The organism is Nocardia niigatensis NBRC 100131 (assembly GCF_000308655.1).
Lineage (GTDB): Bacteria > Actinomycetota > Actinomycetes > Mycobacteriales > Mycobacteriaceae > Nocardia > Nocardia niigatensis.
The window spans coordinates 23,330-43,742 of the sequence record NZ_BAGC01000071.1 but is presented as its reverse complement, the minus strand read 5'-3'; the positions used below and the strand labels follow the sequence as shown (position 1 = coordinate 43,742).

Here is a 20,413-nt window from a genome sequence, read left to right as displayed (position 1 = left end):
CACCCTACGTTCCGCTCCCCCCGAGATCGGGGACCCGCAAGGGGCTCTCGGCCTGGTCCCGCGCGCCCCGCAGCGCCAGCCCGGTGATCACCAGCGTGGTGACCGCCGCGGTCACCGTGGCGATGACGATCAGCGACAGCACCGAATGCGCACACGTCAGCATGACCGCGACCCCGGCAGCCAGCCCCACCCAGGTGATGGCAGCGGGCGCGGTCCGATCCGCCGCGATCGCCGACAGCAAGGCCGCCTGCAGAATCGCCAGCAGGGCACCTTGCAGCGCGAACAGCCACAGCAGGCCCTCGATGGGCGCGTAGTCCTTCCCGGCGAAGAGGGGCGCGAGAGGCGCCGCCACCGCCGCGCCCGCGACCGTGACCGACCCGATTCCCGCCAGCACCGCCAGTGCCGACCGCATGGCGCGCGCGGAATGCTGCGGCTGCGCCATCCGGGGGTACAGCACCACCCCCACGGCCTGCGGCAGCCAGAAGGCGATCTTGGCCGCGATGGCACCCAGGGCGTATCGGCCGGCATCGTTCTCGCTCAGCACGATTCGCGAGATCAGCAGATCCGCGGAGGACAGCGCCATCAAGGCCGCCTGCACCTGGGTGGCCCGGAAGACCGGAAATACCCCCAGCGTGCGATCGGTGGCCCGCTCCGAGCCCGATTCGACCGAGGCCGCGGCGCTTCCCATCGCCGCGCTCGAAACCGACTGAGTCTCCGCCTCGGTGGCAGGTGTGGATCCCGGCCGGCCGCGACCGACCGCGGCGTCGGCGACACGCCGTGCGGCCAGGGTCGCACAGGCGGCGCCCGCGGCGCCCACCCACAGTGCGGCTGCGGGTCCACCGCCGGTGGCCAGCACGATCAGCGCGGGAGTCACCCGGATGGTCGCCGCCCCGCCCAGCACCCTGGCGAGTGCCCGGAATCGGCTGCCGCCCTGCAGGATCCCCTGCTCCCCCGACAGCAGTACCAGCACCGGCGCCGAGCACAGCGCTCCGGCCGCGGCCGCCACGTCCACTTTCAGCACCGAGGCGATGACCGGCACCAGGACCAGGGCCACCCCCGCGACGAGGCCGGCGCAGCGCAGCGCCAGCGCCCGGGCGGCAGCCACCGGCGCGCCCCGCACGACCTCCCGCGCCACCACGTTCTGCAACGCGAGCGCGGGCACCGCGCACAGCATCTGCACCGCCAGCAGGCTCGCGAACGAGCTGTACCCCGACACCCCAAGCCACCGGCTGGCCAGCAGCTGCAGCAGATACCCCGCCACATTCGCCGTCATCGCCCCCGCCGTCACCAAGGTCAGGTCCTTGACCACGGGAAGACGGCGTACGACAGACACGCCCGCAATGCTCCCATCCGCCCCTGCGACTCCGGCCGTGCACCCCTGCGTCGCCTCCGTTCCTGCCTCCGAGACCTCACCCACGCGGAATTCGTGGCAGCGCCCCGAGCAGAAACGGAAGCGGCCCAGCACCTTCGAGGGTGCTGGGCCGCTGGGAACCGGGAGCCTAGGGCTTCTTGTTCATGTCGATCTGCTGGGTCGGCGCGTCGAAGCCGCCGGAGGCGGGGCCGCCGGACGGGGCCGGAGCGACGCGGCGGACCGGGGTCCGGCCGTTGCCGTTCTTGCCGAGGAGGCCGAGCAGCAGGCCGACGATCAGGAAGACCAGGGCGAGGACGCCCAGGATGATCGGGAGGATGCGGCCGTACAGCGACAGCTTGTCCATGTTGTCCTTGGCGACCGATATCTGCGACTCGATGGTGTTCTCGTCGAACACCAGGGTCGACTTCAGCGCGGTCACCTCCGGCTTGTCACCGCTGCGGGCGTAGAAGAGGTGTATCTGCTCCTGGCCCTTGATGACGGTGCCGGTCTGCGGCTCGATCCACAGGTCGCGGGTGTTGGTGTAGAAGCGCGCCATGGTGACGTCGCCGTCGCCCTCCACGCCCCACTTCTCGGCGGGCAGGGTCAGCTTGTTGGTCGGCGAGTTGGCGACGGTGGAGAGATCGGTGACCGGGACGGACTGCTGGAAGTGGTAGACCTTCAGGTTGTTGATCTCGGTCTCTTCGACGAAGTTGATGTCGAAGGTCTTGCGCGCGTTCAGATCGAAGTACGGGTAGGCCTTCTTGTCCGTGCCGATCGGGAAGCGGTACTGGAGGCCGGTGTGCTGCACCGGGTCCATGACGCTCGCGCCCTTCTTGTCGACCGTCACGGCGATCGCGCCGTTGGGGCCGCCGTCCACCGAGTCCACCGGCCGACCGGTCTTGCGGTCCACGGTGACGCGGTCGATGGTCGCGGTCAGCAGGCCGGTGTCGCCCTGCTTGTCGGTGCGACGCAGCGTCTGACCGGCCTGGATGGTCATTTTTGAGGCGTCCGACGGGTCTTCGACGGTGAGGAAGCGCTGCGAGACCAGCGGGACGTTCTGGTCCACCTTCGCCGAACCCGTTGCCGAGGTCAGCGACTTGGAGTCCAGGACTTCACTGGGGGCGCCCGTCTGCGGGTTGGTCGCGACGGTCGTGATCTCCAGGTCCAGCGGGGTCTTCGCGAGTCGGCTCACCGTATAGGTGGGGATCATGATCGCGGCGACCAGCAGCATCGCACCGAGCCCCACGAGTACGCAGGCAACCGTCCTTCTGGTACCGGCACTGAGTGCCATGCAGGTTCTCCTCGTCGTCGAACGCGTGTTTCGTCCAGTACTGCGGTCGCCGCGCAGCACTCGTGAGCCCAGACACTAACAGTCCGAGCGGTCCCAGAGTGCGGCCGAGGCCGGAAAACTCCCCGAAATCGCACCTTCGCACCCAATCGCGGCGGAATGGGCGGGCGGTCCGGCACTCATCCGAACGACGACAGGGCAGACTGGGGCGCGATGACGACCACCCTGAATCCCGAGACGAACCCGATTCCGGCCGAGCCGCCCGCGGCCCGTCTGGGTCGCTTCGTCCCGGCACTCGAGGGCATGCGCGCCCTGGCGGCGCTCGGGGTGGTGCTCACCCATGTGGCCTTCCAGACCGGTGCGACCGGGCAGCCGGTGCTGGGCCGGGTGTGGGAGCGATTCGATATGGCGGTCGCGGTGTTCTTCGCGCTGTCCGGGTTCCTGCTGTGGCGTCCGCACGCCGCCGCCGCGTGGGGAGCGGGCAACGCGCCGCGCGCCGGACGGTATCTGCTGCATCGCGCGGCCCGCATCCTGCCCGCCTACTGGGTGGTCGTGGCCGCGGCGCTGATCCTGCTGCCGAGCGCGGCGCACACCGCGGGACTGCGGGTGTGGGTGTCGAATCTCGGTCTGCTGCAGGTGTTCGTGCCCTTCACCCTGACCGACGGCCTCACCCAGATGTGGAGCCTCTCGGTGGAAGTGGCGTTCTACCTGGTGCTTCCGCTGCTGGCGTTCGCCCTGGTCTGGTTGCGTGGAAAGCGGGCGCGGCTGCGGGTGCCGGTGGTGCTCGGCCTCGGACTGCTGTGTCTGGTCTGGAACTTCCTGCCGGTGCCCACACCCGAGGGCATTCACGCCGACAACTGGCTGCCGGGGTATCTGCCGTGGTTCGCGGCGGGCATGCTGCTGGCCGAACTCGCCGACCTGCCCGCCCCACGCTGGCGGCGGGTGGCGGGGAACCAGTGGCTGATGTGGCCGCTCGCGCTGGTGGCCATGCTGCTGGCGGCCACCGATCTGGCCGGTCCGGCCGGTCTGGTGCACGGGCGGCCGTGGCAGTACGTCATGAAGATGGCGTTGGGCGCGGTCATCGGGTTCGCGCTGCTGGCCCCGCTGGTCCTGCGGCCCGACCGACGGCACCGGGCGCTGGAGGGCCGGGTCGCGGCGACGCTCGGCCGCTGGTCGTACGGCATCTTCATCTGGCATCTGGCGGTGCTGTCGATCGTCTTCCCGGTGTTCGGCATCGTGCCGTTCCGTGGGCATTTCGTGGTGGTCTACCTGTTGACGGTCGCGTTCACGCTGCCGCTGGCGGCCGCCAGCTACGCACTGATCGAGGAGCCGGTCCGGCACTGGACGCGCCGCCGTTTCGGTTGAGCGGCAGCGTGATTCGACCCCGCGGCGAGGCTCAGCGACGCGGCGGCAAGGCCGCGATCCCCACCGCGATCACCGCGACCAGCGCCGGGAACTGCACCCACAGCGAACCGCCGGCGTAGCCCTCCAGCGAACGCCAGGGACCGGTCGACAGTGCGGCCGCGCAGATCGTGGTACCGCCGGCCGCGATCGCCACCAGCATCCGCGGCAGGACGCGCGGCCGGAGATGGCCGGCGACCAGGCCGAACAGGGTGATCACCAGGGCGACCGGCCCGGCGATCAGCCCGGCTCCGGCGGCCAGACCCAGCCCGGCGACGGTGCGACTGCGCCAGGTGCGCGGCGGCGGCCCGTCGTCGCGGACGGGGGAGCGGGCCCCTCGGATCGCCAGCGCGATCAGCGGAATCAGCAACAGCAGGCCGCCGAAGATGGCCAGGCGGTACCAGCGGTCGGTGGGGAAGGCCACGGTGATCGGGCCCCTGGTTCCGGTCGGCACCAGCCACGCCTGCTGCCAGCCGTTGATCACCACGGGTTTCAGCACGGCGCCATCGGCGGACTTCGCCTGCCATCCGACATTCGTGCTCAGCGGCAGCACCAGCACCTGCGGGCCCGCGCTGCCGTTCGGATCGGCCACGGGCGCGAGCGGCGGCGTGCGGTCCAGGCGCAACTCGTCGACGGTGAACAGGTCGGTCGGCGCGACCGCGACATCCACACGGCCGGAGGAGAAGTCGAAGCCGGTATCCGCCGCGTCGCCGCCGGTGTTCTCGTCGCTCGCGCACACGGTGGCGGGCAGCGGTGCGCCGGAACGCAATTCGGCGGCGGTCCCGGTGACGGTGGTGTGCAGGGTGCGGCCGGCCGCGGCGATGGTGGGCCCGTGCGCGCAGTCGATGGTGATCAGCCGGTCGGGGTCGGCGGGGGCCGGATAATCGGGGCCCAGCACGTTCACCTCGGCGAGGCCGGGCGGTTGCTCCTGTGCGAAACCCAGTGCGGTGCGGTCGAGTACGCCGTCCCAGGTCTGGATGCTGACCTCGATACGGTCGGTGACATAGGGGTGCAGGTCGATCCGGCTGGTGGTACCGGAGTCCGGATTCACGGTCCGCACCTGCGGGCCGTCACCGAGGTTCACCGAGACGGAAGTGGGGTGCGCGGGCAGGTCGCCCTGCGCGGGCGTCACCTCCAGCCCGGTCACCAGCGCCGGGGCCGGGAGTTCGATGGTGAGTGTGGGTTTGGGGCCCGCCGGGTCGCGGACGGTGGTCTCCGGCGCGATCCAGCTCGTGCGCGGGTCCCCGTCGGTGGCGGCGAGGGCGGAGCCGCGCGGGTCGGCGATATCGGCGCGGCCGCGGGCGATGGGCCGGTCCGGATCGGTGAGCAGGGCCTCCAGCGCGGGGCCGGGGCGGGTGTGCACGGTCAGGCCGGGGGACACCGTGACCGGCTGCGGCACCTGCAGGGTGCGTTCGAACAGCCCCGGCTCCTCGGCGGCCAGGGCCAGGCCCTTGCTGCACCGGACGCGGTCGGGGGAGTCGAAGCAGGCGCTGCGGCCCGGGAATTCCTGTCCCAGGTCCCAGCCGCGCACCTGCGCGCCGGCGGGGGCGGGCGGCAGCACGGTGCGGTGCCGGATGCGCACGGTGACCGGGTTGTCGCGGTCGGCGTAGTCGTCGAGGCTCAGCTCGCTGATCCCGAATTGGCCGCCGGCACTGCCGTCCTCGGTGTGCACCGCGGTGATCTCGACCCAGTCGGTGCGCCCCGGCGGCAGCGAGATCGCCACCGGCGTACCGGGTTCGGTGATGCGGGCCGCCACCGTGCCCTTGGCGGTCGCCACCTCCACCCACTTCACCGGGCTGCCGATGGCGGCGGCGCTGGTGGTCAGGTGCAGCACCGCGGAGCTGACCGGCTTGTCCAGATCCAGCCGGAGCCATTGGCCGACAGCGTGTTCGGCGCCATTGCTGATCCACGCGGTGGCGGGATCGCCGTCCACCACGGTCGCGGTCGAGCTGCCGGGTGCGGCCCCGCCCAGCTGGGTGGCGTCCCCGGCGGAACTGGAGGCGGTGACGGTCGCGCCGGACCATTCGCCCTCCACCAGCCGCGCGCCGGGCACCTGGTAGTCGGGCACCAGATTGTGGGTGCGGCGGGCATCGCCCGGGGACCGCAGCGCCGAGTCGTGGTTGTCGACGCGCCCGAAGTCGGTCTCGCGATCCATCGGTGTGTCGGTGATGGTGACCCCGTCCACCGGCAGTCCCGCGGCCGCGGCGTCGGCGGCCAGCACCGTCGGCCCGGCGGGCCCGGCGGGATTGCGGCGCAACCGTTCCACCACCTCGGGACCGCCCTGGATCACCGGCACGCTGTCCAGCGGGACGGTGAACGCCCCCGGGAACGAACTCGGCGCGCCGACGCCGCTGCGCACCTGCGCGGGCATGCCGGGCACGGTCGGCTCGACGCGGTAGATCTCGATCGCCGGGTAGTCGGGGCGCAGGTCGCCATCCGCGACCAGCCCCTGGACCTTGCCGGTCTCCAGCGGATCCCCGAACTGGGCGACCTTCGTGAGCCCGGGCGAGCCCTCGATCGCGCGGTGGGCCAGCATCGGCCGAGTGGAGCGGGAGGTCTCCGGGTCGAGGTCGTTGCGCAGCACCAGGATTCCGATGCCCTGCCCGGCCAACGTCGCCGCCAGCCCCGCCGACGGCCGCCCGTCGGCGATCAGCCGCTGCACCGAATCCATGGCGCGGATGGCGCCGGGCGGGTTGAGCGGCACCGAGTCCCGCACCGCCCACGGGGTGCTCGCCAGCGCCTGCAGCGGCTCGTCGCGGGTCAGGCCCCATATCTGGCTGCCGAACGGCGCACCCGGCACCACCAGCGCGCGGGTGTCGGAGGCGTTGTGCGCCAGCCAGTCCGCGGTCTGCTGCCAGTACGCCGGCACCCGGTCGTAGCTGCCGCGCGGCGCGAGCTTGCCGGTCCAGGCCAGTGAGGTCGACAGCGCGAGCGCCGTCAGGATGAGCGCGGCGACCGCCACCATGCGGTCGCGCTCCGGATGCGCGAAGGCCTTGCGCCACACCGGCATCGGCACCGACGCGGGCAGCGGCACCCGGCCCAGCAGCTGCGCCAGCCCGAGCACCAGCGGCAGCCGGATGAGCGGCTCCAGCTTGTGCACATTGCGCAGCGGCGCGCCGCCGGAGTCCAGGAACACCCGCACCTGCTCGGCGAACGGGCCGCCCAGCTCACCCGCGTATCCCGCGCAGATGCCGACCAATCCGACGATCAGGATCAGCGCCAGCCGGCCGCGATTCGGCATGGACCGCATGGCCAGCCCGGCCATGCCCGCCGCGGCCAGCAGGCCGGTGGCCAGTACCGCCGCGGGCTGGGTCACCAGCACCGCGCCCGCGATGCGTTCCGGAGAGACGAACGGGGTCCAGCTGTCGGTGCCGCGCAGCACCTCGCCCAGCGAGGCCCACTGCGTCGTCACTCCCGACGATTCGATGTAGTCCAGGAACGGGGGACTCACCTTGCCCAGCAACAGCAGTGGCACCACCCACCAGAAGGTGCCCAGCATCAGCAGCGGGATCCAGGCGCGGGTGAACCGCCACCAGGCGCGATTCGGCTTGTAGGACAGCCACCACAACGCAGCGGGCAGGAACGCGGCGACCGTCGCCACCGCGTTCACCGAACCCATCAGGGCGAGGGCGAGAGCGCTGCCGGCGGGGGTGGCCATCCCGTGCCGCGGTGGTCGGTCACGGGCGGTGGACTTCTCGCCGGGGGCTGTGGAATTCCCGGCCGGCCGCTTCATCGCAACGCCGAGCGCGGCGGGGGCCAGCAGCACCCACGGGGCCAGCATCATCGGCAGCGTCTCCGAGGAGATCGAGCCGAGGGTGGTGAGCACGCGCGGCGACAGCGCGAAGGCGACCGCCGCGATCACTCGCGAGCCCCGGCTGCCGATGCCGAGCGTCTCGCAGAGCCGGATGATCCCCCAGAATCCCGCGAGCAGCAGCAGCGCCCACCAGATCCGCTGGGTCACCCAGCCGGGCAGGCCGAGCACGTGTCCGAGCGAGAAGAACGCGCCGTGCGGGAAGAAGTAGCCGTAGGCCTGGTTCTGCACCTGCCCCATCGGGGCCTGGCTGCTCCACAGATGGGAGGCGCGGGCGAGAAAGCCCAGCGGATTCTGCGCCAGATCGTATTTGGTATCGGCGACGGTCTGTCCGGGCGCCTGCAGAAAGGTCAGCAGGAAGGCGGCGAGGACACTGCCGAGCAGCCAGCGGCGGCCCAGCGGTGCGGCGTCGTCCTGAAGCGTCGTCGGAGACCGGTCCTCGCCCGGACCGGTCACATCGGACTGTGAGTCTTCGGGTTGGCCTGGTTCGGAGGTCGTCCGGTCAGCGTGAGCCGTACTCAACGTTGTTCAATAGCGACGAGGACGCTTCGCCGCTGCGGTCGATTTCGGGCCGCTTGTCCTGCGAAGCCGCCATTGTGATGATCAGGACCGCCGCCAGCCCGACCAGGGCTCCACCGACAGCACTCGCTGCACCAGGAACGGCAAACTTCATCGCGGTACTCCCAACATCGGACGCATGCGTAACCGGGCCAACCTAGCAGGTTTTGCCCGCGGGCTCCCCGCAACCCTGTGCCTTCGGCGCGCATGTTGTCGTATGCGCTGTTGGCGACCGATTTGTCGGGGTAACTCGCAGGGGACCTCCAGAACGGGTTCGGCTCCCAACCGCCGGCACGCGTGCTCGGCGCTTACGGCTCCCAGCCGTGCGCATAAGTCTCGGGGAGGCGGGTGAGCCCGCCCAGGAAAGTGCGGAGTTTGACGGTCGTTTCGTGGAGTTCGGTGCGCGGGTCGGAGGCGGCGACGATGCCGCCCCCGCCGAAGGCGCGCAGCGAGCGGCCGTCGGCGGCGAGTTCGGCGCAGCGGATGGCGACGAACCAGTCGCCGTCCCCGGCGGCGTCGCACCAGCCGACCGCGCCGCCGTAGAAGCCGCGGTCGCCCTCCAGATCGGCGATGGCGTCCAGGGCCAGGGCGGTGGGGGTGCCGCAGACGGCGGGCGTCGGATGCAGCAGCACCGCGAGGTCCAGGGCGGTGGTGGCCGGGTCGCGCAGCACGCCGCGGATGCGGGTGGCCAGGTGCCAGACCTCGGGGGTGGAGAGCAGTTCGGGCCCGTCGGGGATGGTCAGCTCGGTGCAGACGGGGGTCAGCAGTTCGCGGATCCAGTCGATGACGTAGGCGTGCTCGTCGCGATTCTTGGTGCTGGCCAGCAAATCCCGGGCTTGGGCCGCGTCCGCCTCCGGATCGGCGAGCCGGGGCAGGGTGCCGGCCAGCGGGTGCAGGGTGACCGTGCGGCCCTGCCGGGAGATCAGCATCTCGGGGGTCGCGCCCAGCAGCGTGTCGCCGGGACGGCCCGCCGCCGACAGGTCGACGGCGTACACGGCGGCGCGCGGATGCCGGGTCACCAGGTGCGCGGCGACCACCTCGGGTTCCAGCGCGGCCTGCGCCTCGGCCAGCAGCGATCGGGCCGCCACCACCTTGCGCAGCGGCTGTGCCGGATCCCCCAGCTGCTCCACGAGTTTCGTTACCCGGGCGACATGCTCTGCGGCACTGGGTATTTCGGAGACGACCCGTACCTGCGGCAGGTCCGGCAGGGCGGCCGGGCGCCACGGTCCGGCGGTGTGCGCCGCCTGTTCGGGCGCCACCAGGGCGGCGGGACGGCGCGGATCGAAGGGCAGCGCGCCCACGATCAGCTCGGCCGACCCGGATCGCAGCGCCGAACTCGCGGCGGCCGCCGAGTCGTAGGCGGCGCGGGCGCCCGAGGTGCGTACGACCCCGTCCGGCGTCGCGAGCAGAAATCCGTCCATGATGGTTCGACCATAGCCCCGCGTCCCGGCGGTCCGGGCCGCAGAGCGACGCATCTCTCACCGGGTCGCGGGGCCGGTACGGGGTATGCCGGTGCGGCCCAGCATCTTTCCCGCAATAGGCCGGGCCGGGCCGGGGCGGGGGGCCGCGGCCGGACCGGGTTTTGCGACGTCAGGCCTGTTTCTCGGCGGGTTCGCGGCCCGGCGGCACCATGAGCACCGGCCGGTGGCAGTGCTTGAGCACGGCGTCGGCGACGCTCGAATGCATGAGGGCCCGGATGCCGGTGGCCCCGCGGGTGCCCGCCACGATGATGTCCACGTTCAGCTCGTCGGCGATCTCGACGATGGCGTTCCAGATGGTGGTGGTGCACTCGGCGGTGCGCGGCTCGGCGTTCAGGCCCGCCAGTTTGGCCAGCCGGACGCCTTCGGCATTGATATTCCGGGCGTCCACCAGCGCGACGTCCTCTATTTCGTCGTCGGTCACCCACTCCGGCTGCATCACGCCGGACAGCCCCGACAACCGCGCGGCCTGGCGCACCATCGGCTCCCACGCCGTCAGCACCACGGCCCTGTTCGCGGCCAGGAACCGTCCCGCGTATTCGACGGCCCGCCGGGCATTCTCGGAGCCGTCGTAGGCAATCAGCATCAAATCGCAGGGCATGACGAACCTCCTGGTAGGAACGCCTGGCTGTACCCCCGAGGCTACCCCCGGAACCCCTCACCAACCCTCAACCCTCAACCCCCGTGGTTCGCGAACCCCGTAGTTCGCGAACCGGGTGGGCCACGAACCCGGTGGGTCGCGAACCGGGTGGGCCACGAACCGCGAACCCGCCGGAGCGAAGCGGAGGCGATTAAACCCAGTTCTCCACAGTTTGCGAACGATTCACCCAAACCGGTGGTGCGATGTGGGGTACGGGTTTTCACTGAATTCGTCGGCTTTCGCCGACTGTCGACATCGCCGTCGTTGGAGCAGGGCACGAACGAGGGGTGGAAGGTGCGGTTGGACGAGCTGACGACCCCGCAGGAGTGGGCGCGTGTGTACCGCTCCCTGTTCGGTCTCCCCCACGTGCATGTGACCACACCGGGTTTCGTGGTCCTACCGCTGGTCGACACCATCGCGGCACTGAATACGCCGGAACCGTTGGGGGCCTTGATCCTTGACGAACTGGTCAGTCGTGGCCTGGCAGGTCCGGTGCTGGTGCGCGACAAGCCGCCCCGGCGCACCTTCCTGGCGGTCTTCGACGGCTACCCCTCCGACGAATGCCTCGCGCTGCTCGAGCGCAACAGCGTCGACATCGGCCCGCATCGCAGTAATGTCATCCTGCCCACCGGATTCGGCCGTCACACCCACGAGGGCCGCTGGTGGGCGCGCGTGCCACAGCGTGAGGAATCCCTGCCCCTGCTCTCCGAGGTGGTCGCGGCCACCCAGGCGGTGTTGTGACCATAGAGTCGGCCTTCTTCGGCCATCATGAGGCCGATCCGCGTGCCCTGCTGTACTACGAATGGTGTCAGCGCGCCGAATCCGGTTACGCGGTCGATGATTTCGCGGAGGAAGTGCGCGATCTGACGCACACCGAACGGGTGCTCCCGGGAGCCTGCTGGCGGCTCCTGGATCGGGTCGAGCGGGCGCCGCGCCTACCCGACTGGCCCTACACCGAATGGGTGGACGCACCCTGGTCGGCGAATCGGCCTGACAGCGACCAGGATTCGAGACCCGAGCTGGGCGAGGCGGAGCTGCTGGACCGTGTCCACGGCGGCTGGCTCGGCCGGTGCATCGGCTGCACGCTGGGCAAACCCCTGGAGAACGGGTTCGTCTGGACGCCCGCGCGCATCCGCGGGTATCTGGAGTCCAACGGCGCCTATCCGCTGCGTGACTACGTCCCCTTCGCCGATCCGCTCCCGCCGGAGTACAACGGACGAAGATCTTGGCGCACAGCCACTCTCGGTCGCATCGACGGCTGTCCTCGCGACGACGACGTCGACTACCCGATTCTCGGCCTGCACCTGCTGGAGCAGCGCGGAGAGTCGTTCACCCCCGATGACGTCGCGGACCTCTGGCTCGAGCGCCTGCCGTTCCTGCAGACCTACACCGCCGAACGCGTCGCCTACCGCAACCTCATCGACGGTTTCGCCCCGCCCGACACCGCCACCTACCGCAACCCGTACCGGGAGTGGATCGGCGCGCTCATCCGCGCCGACATCCATGGCTACACGCATCCCGGCCGGCCGCACCGCGCGGCGGCGGCCGCGGCCCGCGATTCCTCGATCTCCCACGTGGGCAACGGTTTATGGGCCGCCATGTGGTCGGGCGCGCTGATCGCCGCCGCCTTCACCGCCCCCGGCCCGGCCGAGGCCCTGACCGTCGCCCACACGGTCATCCCCGCCCGCTCCCGGCTGGCCCTGGCCCTGGCCGAAGTCGCCGACGACCGCCAACGCGGCCTGTCCTGGGACGCGGCCGTCACCGCTATCCACACCCGCCACGCCCACTACAACTGGGTCCACGCGATCGGCAACGCCTGCCTCATCGCCGCCGGACTGCTCTGGGGCGAAGGCGATTTCACCCACACCGTCGCCCTCACCGTGCAGGCGGGCTGGGACACCGGCTCCAATGGCGCGACCGCCGGCTCGGTGGCCGGCATCCTCACCGGAGCCACCGCCATCCCCGCCCACTGGACCGATCCGTTCCACGACATCGTCCACAGCTCCGTCGCCGGCTATGACCACACCCGCATCTCCGATCTCGCCCGCCGTACCGTGAGTCTGGTCCGGCAGTCGCGGAATCTGGTCGGGTAGAAGCGAATACGACGAAGGCGGTGCCGGTCCCTCAGGACCGGCACCGCCTCAGGCCGGGTCTCAGGGGCGTGGCCCCGATCGAACTACCGCTCGACGATCGCGACGACGCCCTGGCCGCCCGCGGCGCAGATGGAGACCAGCGCGCGGCCGCCACCCTTCTCGGCGAGCTGCTTGGCGGTCTGGGCGATGATGCGGCCGCCAGTGGCGGCGAACGGGTGGCCCGCGGCGAGCGAGGAGCCGTTCACGTTCAGCTTGGCGCGGTCGATGGTGCCGAGCGCGCCGTCCAGGCCCAGGCGCTCCTTGCAGTACTGATCCGACTCCCACGCCTGCAGGGTGGCGAGCACGACGGAGGCGAAGGCCTCGTGGATCTCGTAGTAGTCGAAGTCCTGCAGGGTCAGGCCGTTGCGGGCCAGCATGCGCGGCACCGCGTAGGTGGGGGCCATGAGCAGGCCGTCGGGGCCGTGGATGTAGTCCACCGCGGCGACCTCGGAGTCCACCAGGTAGGCCAGCGGCGACAGGTTGCGCGAGGCCGCCCACTCCTCGGAGCCCAGCAGCACCACGGACGCGCCGTCGGTGAGCGGGGTGGAGTTGCCGGCGGTCATGGTGGCATCGCCCAGCTTGGTGCCGAAGACCGGCTTCAGGGTGGCCAGCTTCTCGATGGTCGAGCCCGGACGCAGGTTGTCGTCACGGGTCAGGCCCAGGAACGGGGTGACCAGGTCGTCCATGAAGCCGCGGTCGTAGGCGGCGGCCATGTTCTTGTGCGACAGGTAGGCCAGCTCGTCCTGCGCCTCGCGGGAGACGCCGAACTCCTTGGCGGTGATGGCGGCGTGCTCACCCATCGACAGGCCGGTGCGCGGTTCGGCATTGCGCGGGATCTCGATGCCGACCATGGACGGGCGCAGGCGGCCGACCAGCTTCACGTAGTCGGAGTTCTTCTTGGCGCGGTTGGCGTCGAGCATCCACTCGCGCATGCCCTCGCTGACGCCGATCGGCGCGTCGGAGGTGGTGTCGGTGCCGCCGCCGACGCCGTTCTCGATGCGGCCCAGGGCGATGCCGTCGGCCACGGTGACGATGGACTGCAGGCCGGTGCCGCAGGCCAGCTGCAGGTCGTGGGCCGCGGTGTAGGGGGACAGGGTGGAGCCGAGCACGCTCTCGCGGATCATGCCGTGCTCACCGACGCGCTTGAGGACGGCGCCGCCGACGACCATGCCCAGGCGCTCGCCCTGCAGGCCGAAACGGGCGACCAGGCCGTTCAGGGCCGCGGTGAACATGTCCTGGTTGGAGGCATGGGCGTACTTGCCGTCGGAACGAGCGAACGGGATGCGGTTACCGCCGAGGATGGCAACCGGGCGGGCCTGCTTGGTGGTCTTGGCCACGGCCTTCGCCGAACGGGCTTTGGTGGTCACTCGAGTCTCCAGTGTCTCGTCGGTGGGATTTTCGGCACGCGACATCCCGCTGGATGCGCGTCACTCGGTTTACATTAAACTTACTCTGGAGTAAGTTCATTGTCGACACCGTACCCCGCACATGTGCGCAACACCGCTTCCGAGGCCGGTGCGCAAGGCCCGAGCGGGCGAGGACCACACACCCACACAAGAGAAGGTAGGAAACGTGGCTGCCAGCAAGAGCAAGGGCGCTCCCAACCTGTACGGATCGTTCGTTCACTCCGCGCCGGGCGCGTTCCTGGCCTCGAAACTGGGCCTGCCGCAGCCGGAGACGCTGCGCCGCTACCGGGCCGGCGAAGCCGCGCTGCCCGGCCCGGTGCTGCTGGGCGGCAAGGGCCGCGTCGCCGACGCCGTCCGGAACCTGCTGGGCGACTACACCTTCGTGGACGCGGTCACCCCGGGCGTGAAGTTCGGCGCGCTCGTCTTCGACGCCACCGGCATCCGCACCATCGAGGAACTGCAGCAGCTGTTCGAGTTCTTCCAGCCCGCCATGCGCAGCATCGCCGCCTCCGGCCGCGTGCTGGTCATCGGCACCACCCCGGAGCTGGCCGGTTCGGTCGACGGGCAGATCGCGCAGCGCGCGCTCGAGGGCTTCACCCGGTCGGTCGGCAAGGAACTGCTGCGCGGCGCCACCGCCAACCTGGTCTACCTGCACCCCGAAGCCGCCGCTGCCGCAACGGGTCTGGAATCCACCCTGCGCTTCGTGCTGTCGGGCAAGTCGGCCTTCGTCGACGGCCAGGTCTTCCGCGTGGGCTCCGACGACGCCACCGCCCCGGCCTCCTGGGACAAGCCGCTCGAGGGCAAGGTGGCCGTGGTCACCGGCGCCGCGCGCGGCATCGGCGCGACCATCGCCGAGGTCTTCGCCCGGGACGGCGCGACGGTCATCGTCGCCGACATTCCGGCCGCCGGTGAGGCGCTGTCCGAGACCGCCAACAAGGTCGGCGCCACCGCGCTGGCCCTGGACGTCACCGCCACCGACGCGGCCGAGAAGCTGGCCGCCTTCGCGACCGAGCGCTTCGGCGGCATCGACATCGTCGTGCACAACGCCGGCATCACCCGCGACAAGCTGCTCGCCAATATGGACGAGGGCCGCTGGAACGCCGTGCTGAACGTGAATCTCGCGGCGCCGCATCGCATTACCGAGGGTCTGGTGGCCGCGGGCGCGCTGCGTCCCGGTGGCCGCGTCATCGACGTGTCCTCCATCGCCGGTATCGCCGGCAACCGCGGCCAGACCAACTACGGCGCCTCCAAGGCCGGTGTTATCGGCATGGTGAACGCCGAGGCCCCGAAACTGGCCGAGAAGGGCATCACCATCAACGCGGTGGCCCCCGGTTTCATCGAGACCGCCATGACCGCCGCCATCCCGCTGGCCACCCGCGAGGGCGGCCGCCTGCTGTCCTCGCTGCTGCAGGGCGGTCAGACCGTGGACGTCGCCGAGACCATCGCCTACTTCGCCTCCCCGGCCTCGAACGCGGTGAACGGCAACATCGTTCGCGTCTGCGGCCAGGCCATGATCGGAGCATGATGACGCAGACGATCAACCTCACCGAGGTGCCCAAGAACAGCGGCCTGTTCGTCAAGGCCGCCCTGGGCGCGCTGCCGGTGCCGGGGCTGTCGGCCCGCAAGCCCGCTCTGCCGGACCGCACCGTGCGGCTCGAGGGCTTCAAGGTCGACCCCGATCACCTCGCCGCCTACTGCCGGGCCACCGGCCTGCGCTTCGGTGACGCGCTGCCGCTGACCTACCCGTTCGTGCTCAGCTCCCCGCTGGCCATGCAGCTGGTCGTCGCCCGCGACTTCCCGTTCGTGGCCGTGGGCGCGGTGCACGCGGAGAATGTCATCGAGCGCACCCGCGAGATCTCTGTTTCCGAGCCGCTGGACTTCGAGACCCACATCGAGAACCTGCGCGAGCACCCCAAGGGGCTGCTGGTGGACGCCATCACCGAGGTGAACGTGGGCCGGGAACTGGTGTGGCGTCAGGTCACCACCTTCCTGCACCAGCAGCGCACCTCGCTGTCGGGCGGGCCCAAGCCCGAGCCCAAGCCGGAAGAGGTGCCGCCCCCGCCGCTGCGCGCGCTGCGCGTCGATCAGAAGATGATCAACCGCTACGCGTCCGCCTCCGGCGACCACAACCCGATCCACACCTCGGGGCTGGGCGCCAAGGCCTTCGGCTTCCCGAAGCCGATCGCGCACGGCATGTGGTCGGCCGCGACCGTGCTCGGCGTGCTCGAGGGCCGAATCCCCGGCCAGGTCACCTACGCGGTCAAGTTCGGCAAGCCGATCTTCTTGCCGTCCACGGTGAACCTGTACGCGGACCAGGTGTCCGGTGGGTGGGACTTGTCCTTGAAGCACCCGAAGAAGGGCTTCCCGCACCTGACCGCTACGCTGCGCTGAAACCTCGCCACGCGGGATGCGCCGAAATCCCGCGGTGCGAGGAGTGTCGAGCCTGACACCCAGGAATTCGGGCGCGGTCGCCGGACAGCGGTCCGCCCGACGGGGGTGAAGAGCCGCACACTGTTTCATATTTCGGATGTCGCCACGCAGGGGTTTCTACATCCGGGCCGAAACAGTGTGCGGCTCTTGTATTTTCGGATCGGGCCGGATTCGCGGGATCGGGCGACGGCCGAGCGCGCGGGCGCGTTGCCGGCGCCCGCCGGCAGTGCCAGGAGGTCACCGAGCTTCCCGGCGGTACTCGTCGGCCACGAAAGGGCCGGTGACCCCGTGACATTCGACGTACAGCGCGGCGGACAACCCGGCCAGGCCGCCTCCGACCACCAGAACCGGAACATGTGCGTTGTCATGTCCCCAGCCTGCGCCGCACGCGCCTAGCGCTGCGGTCACACCACGTTCAGCAGCTGCAATCGCATCCGCAGCAGTCGCAATCACAACAGTCGCCGTCGCAGCAATCGCAGTCGCAGCCGCCGCAATTGCAGTCGCAGCAGCCGTGCCCGTCGCAGCAGCCGCCCCCGCCCCCGGACGCGGCGTGATGGTGCCCGTTCCCGCAGGCTTCGCAGCCGTCCCCGCAGCAGTCGCACCAATCGCAGGCGTCCATCCACGGCTGCTTGCGATGCCCGGTGCAGGGACCGGTGTGCGTCGCGCAGCAGGCGTAACCCGTGCAGTACTGCGTGCAGATGATCCCCAGACCCTCCAGCAGACTCGGCCGCTGCGGCGCCGGCGCGCCCGGTCCGGGCGGAATAAGTCCCGGTTGCGGAGTGAAGGGCGCGCCCGGCTGCCACGGCTGCCCGGCATACGGCGCGGCGGCGCTGTGCTGTGTACGGCAGGCGCCGGTGGCGCAGGTGTGCGCGATCCCGGCGGCCCGGCCCAGCTTGCGGACGACGCCGCCCAAGGGGTCGAGGAGAATCCAGCGGACGGCGGCGGTGCGGTCCAGGGCGACGCGGGTGAGCGCGGCCCGCAGGGTCGAATTCGAGGCGGTGACCAGGGCGTGTGCTTGTTCCGGGGTGGTGCCGGTGGCCGACAGCGGGTTGAAATGGCCGGTGGCACGGTCGGTGTCGAGGTCTTCGAGAGCGTCGGCGAGGTGGGCGATGCGGCCGAAATGCCACCCCGCCTCGCGCAGGGCGTCGGCGTTCTCCGGTCGATCGGCGAGAATCGCGGTGTGCGCGAACAGCTCCGCGGCGCACAGCTGGGTGGGCGCGGTCAGCTCGTCGAGGGTGCTCTCGGGCGAATCCTCCAGCCGCAGCTGCGATTCGATCGCGTCGATCAGCGGTTCGACATCGAGGCCGAGTGGCGCGGCGGCGGCCCGGGCCCGGGTGTGCCAGCGGGTGGCGACACGGGACAGCGGGCGGCGGGCCAGCCGGTGGGCGTCACCGTCGTCGACGTGGTCGCGAATCTTGGCCGCGCCCAGCAGCAGTGAGGCGGTGGCGGCCAGCCGGACGCCGGGCGCGTCCGCGGCGACCACCTCGGCCCGGCGCATGCCGCGCAGCGGGCAGGGGCCCGCGCCGGTGCGGGCGGACGGCGCGGATTGCTGTGCCTCGGTGAGTATTTCGAGGACGATGGCATCGGTATTGGTCGCCGCCCGCGCGAGCTGGCCATGGCTGTCACGCAAGCCCAGACAGAGACCGCACAGGTGGGTCTGCCAGGCCGACGGGTCGATACCGTGCCGCGCAGCACTGTGCGCACACGGCTTGAGCAAGCCGAACAACTACTGTCCCCATCCCCGGCCGAATCGGCCGTCCGCAACACGATCGCCAGCGAACTGTCGCAGCTGAGGGGCGAGTCGGCAAGTCAGCCGAACGGACAGCCCGGCCGCCGGATCAGGCCGGTTCGGTCTTCTTCTTGTTGCCGGACAGACCGCGCCAGGCCAGATCGTCGAGCAGGTTCACGGCCTCGGCCATGTCGATCTGCCCGCTGGCGACCCGGTCGGCGATGGCCTCGCCCGCACCGATAACGGCCACCGACACCACCTCGAAATTGGTGCCCGGCTCGGCGTACTTGGCGCTGGATTCGAGCAGCTTGGCGGTGAGTTCGATGACCCGGTCGCGGCTGTTGGCGATCTCGGAGGCGAAGGGCTGCTGGCCCAGTGCCTGCCGGTAGAGGACCTGCCAGGACAGCCGGTTCTGGTCGACGTAGGACAGGAAGGCCTCGAGGCCCGCGCGCAGCTGCTCGTGCGGGGTCAGCTTGGGGTTGCCCGCGACCGCGACCGCCTCGATGAACCGCAGGCTCTCCCGGTGGATGCAGGCGCGGAAGAGTTCGTCCTTGGATCCGTAGTAGAGGTACAGCATCGGCTTGGAGATCTTCGCCTCGGCGGCGATGGCGTCCATGGAGGTGTCGTGGTAGCCCTTGCGCGAGAAGACCTCCACGGCGGCGTCGAGCATCTGCTGCTCGCGCACCGCGCGAGGAAGCCGTTTCGTTCCGCCTGCCATTCACACTCCTAAGACCGGACGGCCGCCGTACTCGACGACCGTCGAAGTCCTTATCTTACTCCAAGGTAAGTTCCATGAGCGGGTAATGCCGGTCATGCGCAAATACCGCCCTCAACAGCGCTTTCGCGCCGCGGAAGGCCGATCCGCGAGATTTGCTCGAAACCGGGAGTTTGCTCAGCAGTGCGGCGCGGAGCCCTTGAACTTTGCCATGCGAAGGACCGAGGCATCCACCTGGGCTCCCGGTAGGCGGCCACTGTTGACCGCGTCGACGAGCTGGTCGAGCACCTTCGGCACGGCGTTCGTGGTGATCCACAGGGCATTGTCGGCGCCCGCGACCAGGGCGGCCTCCACCGCGTCCTCGATGTTCATGCGGTTGGTGATGGCCGCCATACCGCTGAGATCGTCGGTGAAGATGACGCCGTCGAAGGGCGCCGCGCCGTAGCCGGCGCCCTGCCGCAGCAACGCCATCGTCTGCGGGCTGATGCTGGCCGGTACGTTCGGGGTGGTCAGACCGGGCACGTCCAGGTGGCCGACCATGACCGCGGCGCCCGAATCCACCAGCTTCCGGAACGGCACCAGGTCCCGGTTCTGCATTTGATCCAGCGGCGGGGTCTGCACCGCGCCGGTGTGCGAATCACCCGAACCCGAGCCGTGGCCGGGGAAGTGCTTCACCACGGTGCCCACCCCGGCGTCCTTGAACGCCCGGATGAACGCGCCCGCGTACTGCGTCACCACGTCCGGGTCGTCGGAGAAGGAACGGTCGCCGATCACCGAGTCGTCGGGCTGGCTGCTGACATCGGCGTCGGGCGCGAAGTCCACCGTCACGCCCAGCGCCTTCAGCTTCTGCGCCCGATCCAGGGCGAAGGTGTAGAACTCGTCCGGGCTCATGGTCTGCGCGATCACGCGCGCCGAGGGCGAGACCCCGATCAGGTCCTTGGCACGCGAGACCCGCCCGCCCTCCTCGTCGATGGTCACCATGAGCGGTGTCCGCGAGGCCTTCTGGACGGCGTCCACCTGGTGCTGGGCCAGCATGGCCTTGTCGGTCCAGCTGCCGATGAAGATGCCGCCGACCTGCTCGGTCTTCACCACGTTCTCCGCGTCGGTCTCACCGGTGACGCCGACCGTGAGCAACTGCGCCAGCTTCTGCCGCAGCGTGAACTGCGACAGGTAGCCGGCCGCGCAATCCTGCTGTGCCGGAGTCGTCGCCGGCGCCGCGGTGGTGGCGCTCGTGGCCGGGGATCCGCTGCTGCTCTGCGCGGATGGAGTGGACGAGTTGTCGCCGCTGGAACAGCCGGACAATGCGAGTGCGGTCACCGCTACGACGATCCCCGGTAGAAGGCGCATGCCCCCGACGGTAGCTCCCCCGGCTCCCCGCGCCTGTAGCGGCCCGCTGACCGCCGTCGCCGGCTTCGTACCCGTGCCGGCGACCGGGTGCCGAACTGATTCAGTGCGTACCCGGCGAGTTACCCCG

The 20,413-nt window shown here is 70.6% G+C and carries 15 protein-coding genes; 5 read left to right on the top strand and 10 right to left on the bottom strand.

The window, feature by feature from the left end; all coding sequences use genetic code 11:
• Positions 1–4 precede the first annotated feature (4 nt).
• Both ON33_RS29485 and pgfA read right to left on the bottom strand, forming a co-directional pair.
• Complete coding sequence (locus ON33_RS29485) at positions 5–1,333, bottom strand: MATE family efflux transporter (protein ID WP_051153044.1); 1,329 nt, start codon at positions 1,331–1,333, stop codon at positions 5–7.
• A gap of 166 nt (positions 1,334–1,499) precedes the next feature.
• A complete protein-coding gene (gene pgfA, locus ON33_RS29480; RefSeq protein ID WP_040862391.1) occupies positions 1,500–2,642 on the bottom strand; it encodes a cell envelope lipid trafficking protein PgfA in 1,143 nt (380 codons plus the stop codon).
• A gap of 210 nt (positions 2,643–2,852) precedes the next feature.
• Here pgfA and ON33_RS29475 point away from each other — a divergent pair, with 210 nt between their 5' ends.
• Entirely contained in the window at positions 2,853–4,004 is a 1,152-nt protein-coding gene (locus ON33_RS29475) for an acyltransferase family protein (RefSeq protein ID WP_040862390.1), read from the top strand.
• Positions 4,005–4,035: 31 nt separating this feature from the next.
• On the opposite strand, the gene ON33_RS29470 is transcribed toward ON33_RS29475, so the two are convergent.
• The 4 genes from ON33_RS29470 to ON33_RS29460 all read right to left on the bottom strand — a co-directional run bounded on the left by ON33_RS29470 (position 4,036) and on the right by ON33_RS29460 (position 10,488).
• Positions 4,036–8,307 (bottom strand): alpha-(1->3)-arabinofuranosyltransferase, encoded by a 4,272-nt coding sequence (locus ON33_RS29470; RefSeq protein ID WP_051153043.1) that lies wholly within the window; start codon positions 8,305–8,307, stop codon positions 4,036–4,038.
• Between the two features lie 46 nt (positions 8,308–8,353).
• Positions 8,354–8,524 (bottom strand): DUF2613 domain-containing protein, encoded by a 171-nt coding sequence (locus tag ON33_RS40075; protein ID WP_083869384.1) that lies wholly within the window; start codon positions 8,522–8,524, stop codon positions 8,354–8,356.
• 193 nt (positions 8,525–8,717) lie between these two features.
• A complete protein-coding gene (locus ON33_RS29465; protein ID WP_040862389.1) occupies positions 8,718–9,830 on the bottom strand; it encodes an isochorismate synthase in 1,113 nt (370 codons plus the stop codon).
• Positions 9,831–9,999: 169 nt separating this feature from the next.
• The gene (locus ON33_RS29460) at positions 10,000–10,488 is read right to left on the bottom strand and encodes a universal stress protein (protein ID WP_040862388.1); all 489 of its coding nucleotides are present in this window, start codon (positions 10,486–10,488) and stop codon (positions 10,000–10,002) included.
• 339 nt (positions 10,489–10,827) lie between these two features.
• On the opposite strand from ON33_RS29460, the gene ON33_RS29455 reads away from it, so the two are divergent.
• Together ON33_RS29455 and ON33_RS29450 are read left to right on the top strand one after the other, a co-directional pair.
• Positions 10,828–11,268, top strand: coding sequence for a hypothetical protein (locus ON33_RS29455; protein WP_157184782.1), 441 nt, complete (start codon positions 10,828–10,830; stop codon positions 11,266–11,268).
• Positions 11,265–12,620: an ADP-ribosylglycohydrolase family protein gene (locus ON33_RS29450; protein WP_218001528.1), complete on the top strand. Its 1,356-nt coding sequence runs from the start codon at positions 11,265–11,267 to the stop codon at positions 12,618–12,620. Before ON33_RS29455 ends, ON33_RS29450 begins: the two co-directional genes overlap by 4 nt.
• Before the next feature lie 83 nt (positions 12,621–12,703).
• On the opposite strand, the gene ON33_RS29445 is transcribed toward ON33_RS29450, so the two are convergent.
• Positions 12,704–14,026 (bottom strand): acetyl-CoA C-acetyltransferase, encoded by a 1,323-nt coding sequence (locus ON33_RS29445; protein WP_051153117.1) that lies wholly within the window; start codon positions 14,024–14,026, stop codon positions 12,704–12,706.
• Between the two features lie 205 nt (positions 14,027–14,231).
• On the opposite strand from ON33_RS29445, the gene ON33_RS29440 reads away from it, so the two are divergent.
• Both ON33_RS29440 and ON33_RS29435 read left to right on the top strand, forming a co-directional pair.
• Entirely contained in the window at positions 14,232–15,590 is a 1,359-nt protein-coding gene (locus tag ON33_RS29440; protein ID WP_040862386.1) for a 3-oxoacyl-ACP reductase, read from the top strand.
• Positions 15,587–16,456 (top strand): MaoC family dehydratase, encoded by an 870-nt coding sequence (locus ON33_RS29435; RefSeq protein WP_040862385.1) that lies wholly within the window; start codon positions 15,587–15,589, stop codon positions 16,454–16,456. The genes ON33_RS29440 and ON33_RS29435 overlap by 4 nt, the downstream gene beginning before the upstream one ends.
• A gap of 454 nt (positions 16,457–16,910) precedes the next feature.
• Here the strand turns inward: ON33_RS29435 and ON33_RS29430 are convergent, their stop codons facing one another.
• The 3 genes from ON33_RS29430 to ON33_RS29420 form a co-directional block, all read right to left on the bottom strand.
• Positions 16,911–18,212: a DUF5685 family protein gene (locus ON33_RS29430; RefSeq protein WP_245550855.1), complete on the bottom strand. Its 1,302-nt coding sequence runs from the start codon at positions 18,210–18,212 to the stop codon at positions 16,911–16,913.
• A gap of 121 nt (positions 18,213–18,333) precedes the next feature.
• Positions 18,334–18,942, bottom strand: a complete 609-nt coding sequence (locus tag ON33_RS29425) for a TetR/AcrR family transcriptional regulator (RefSeq protein ID WP_040862383.1) — start codon at positions 18,940–18,942, stop codon at positions 18,334–18,336.
• A 174-nt stretch (positions 18,943–19,116) separates the two neighbouring features.
• Positions 19,117–20,286: a glycoside hydrolase family 3 N-terminal domain-containing protein gene (locus tag ON33_RS29420; RefSeq protein ID WP_040862382.1), complete on the bottom strand. Its 1,170-nt coding sequence runs from the start codon at positions 20,284–20,286 to the stop codon at positions 19,117–19,119.
• Positions 20,287–20,413: the final 127 nt, after the last annotated feature.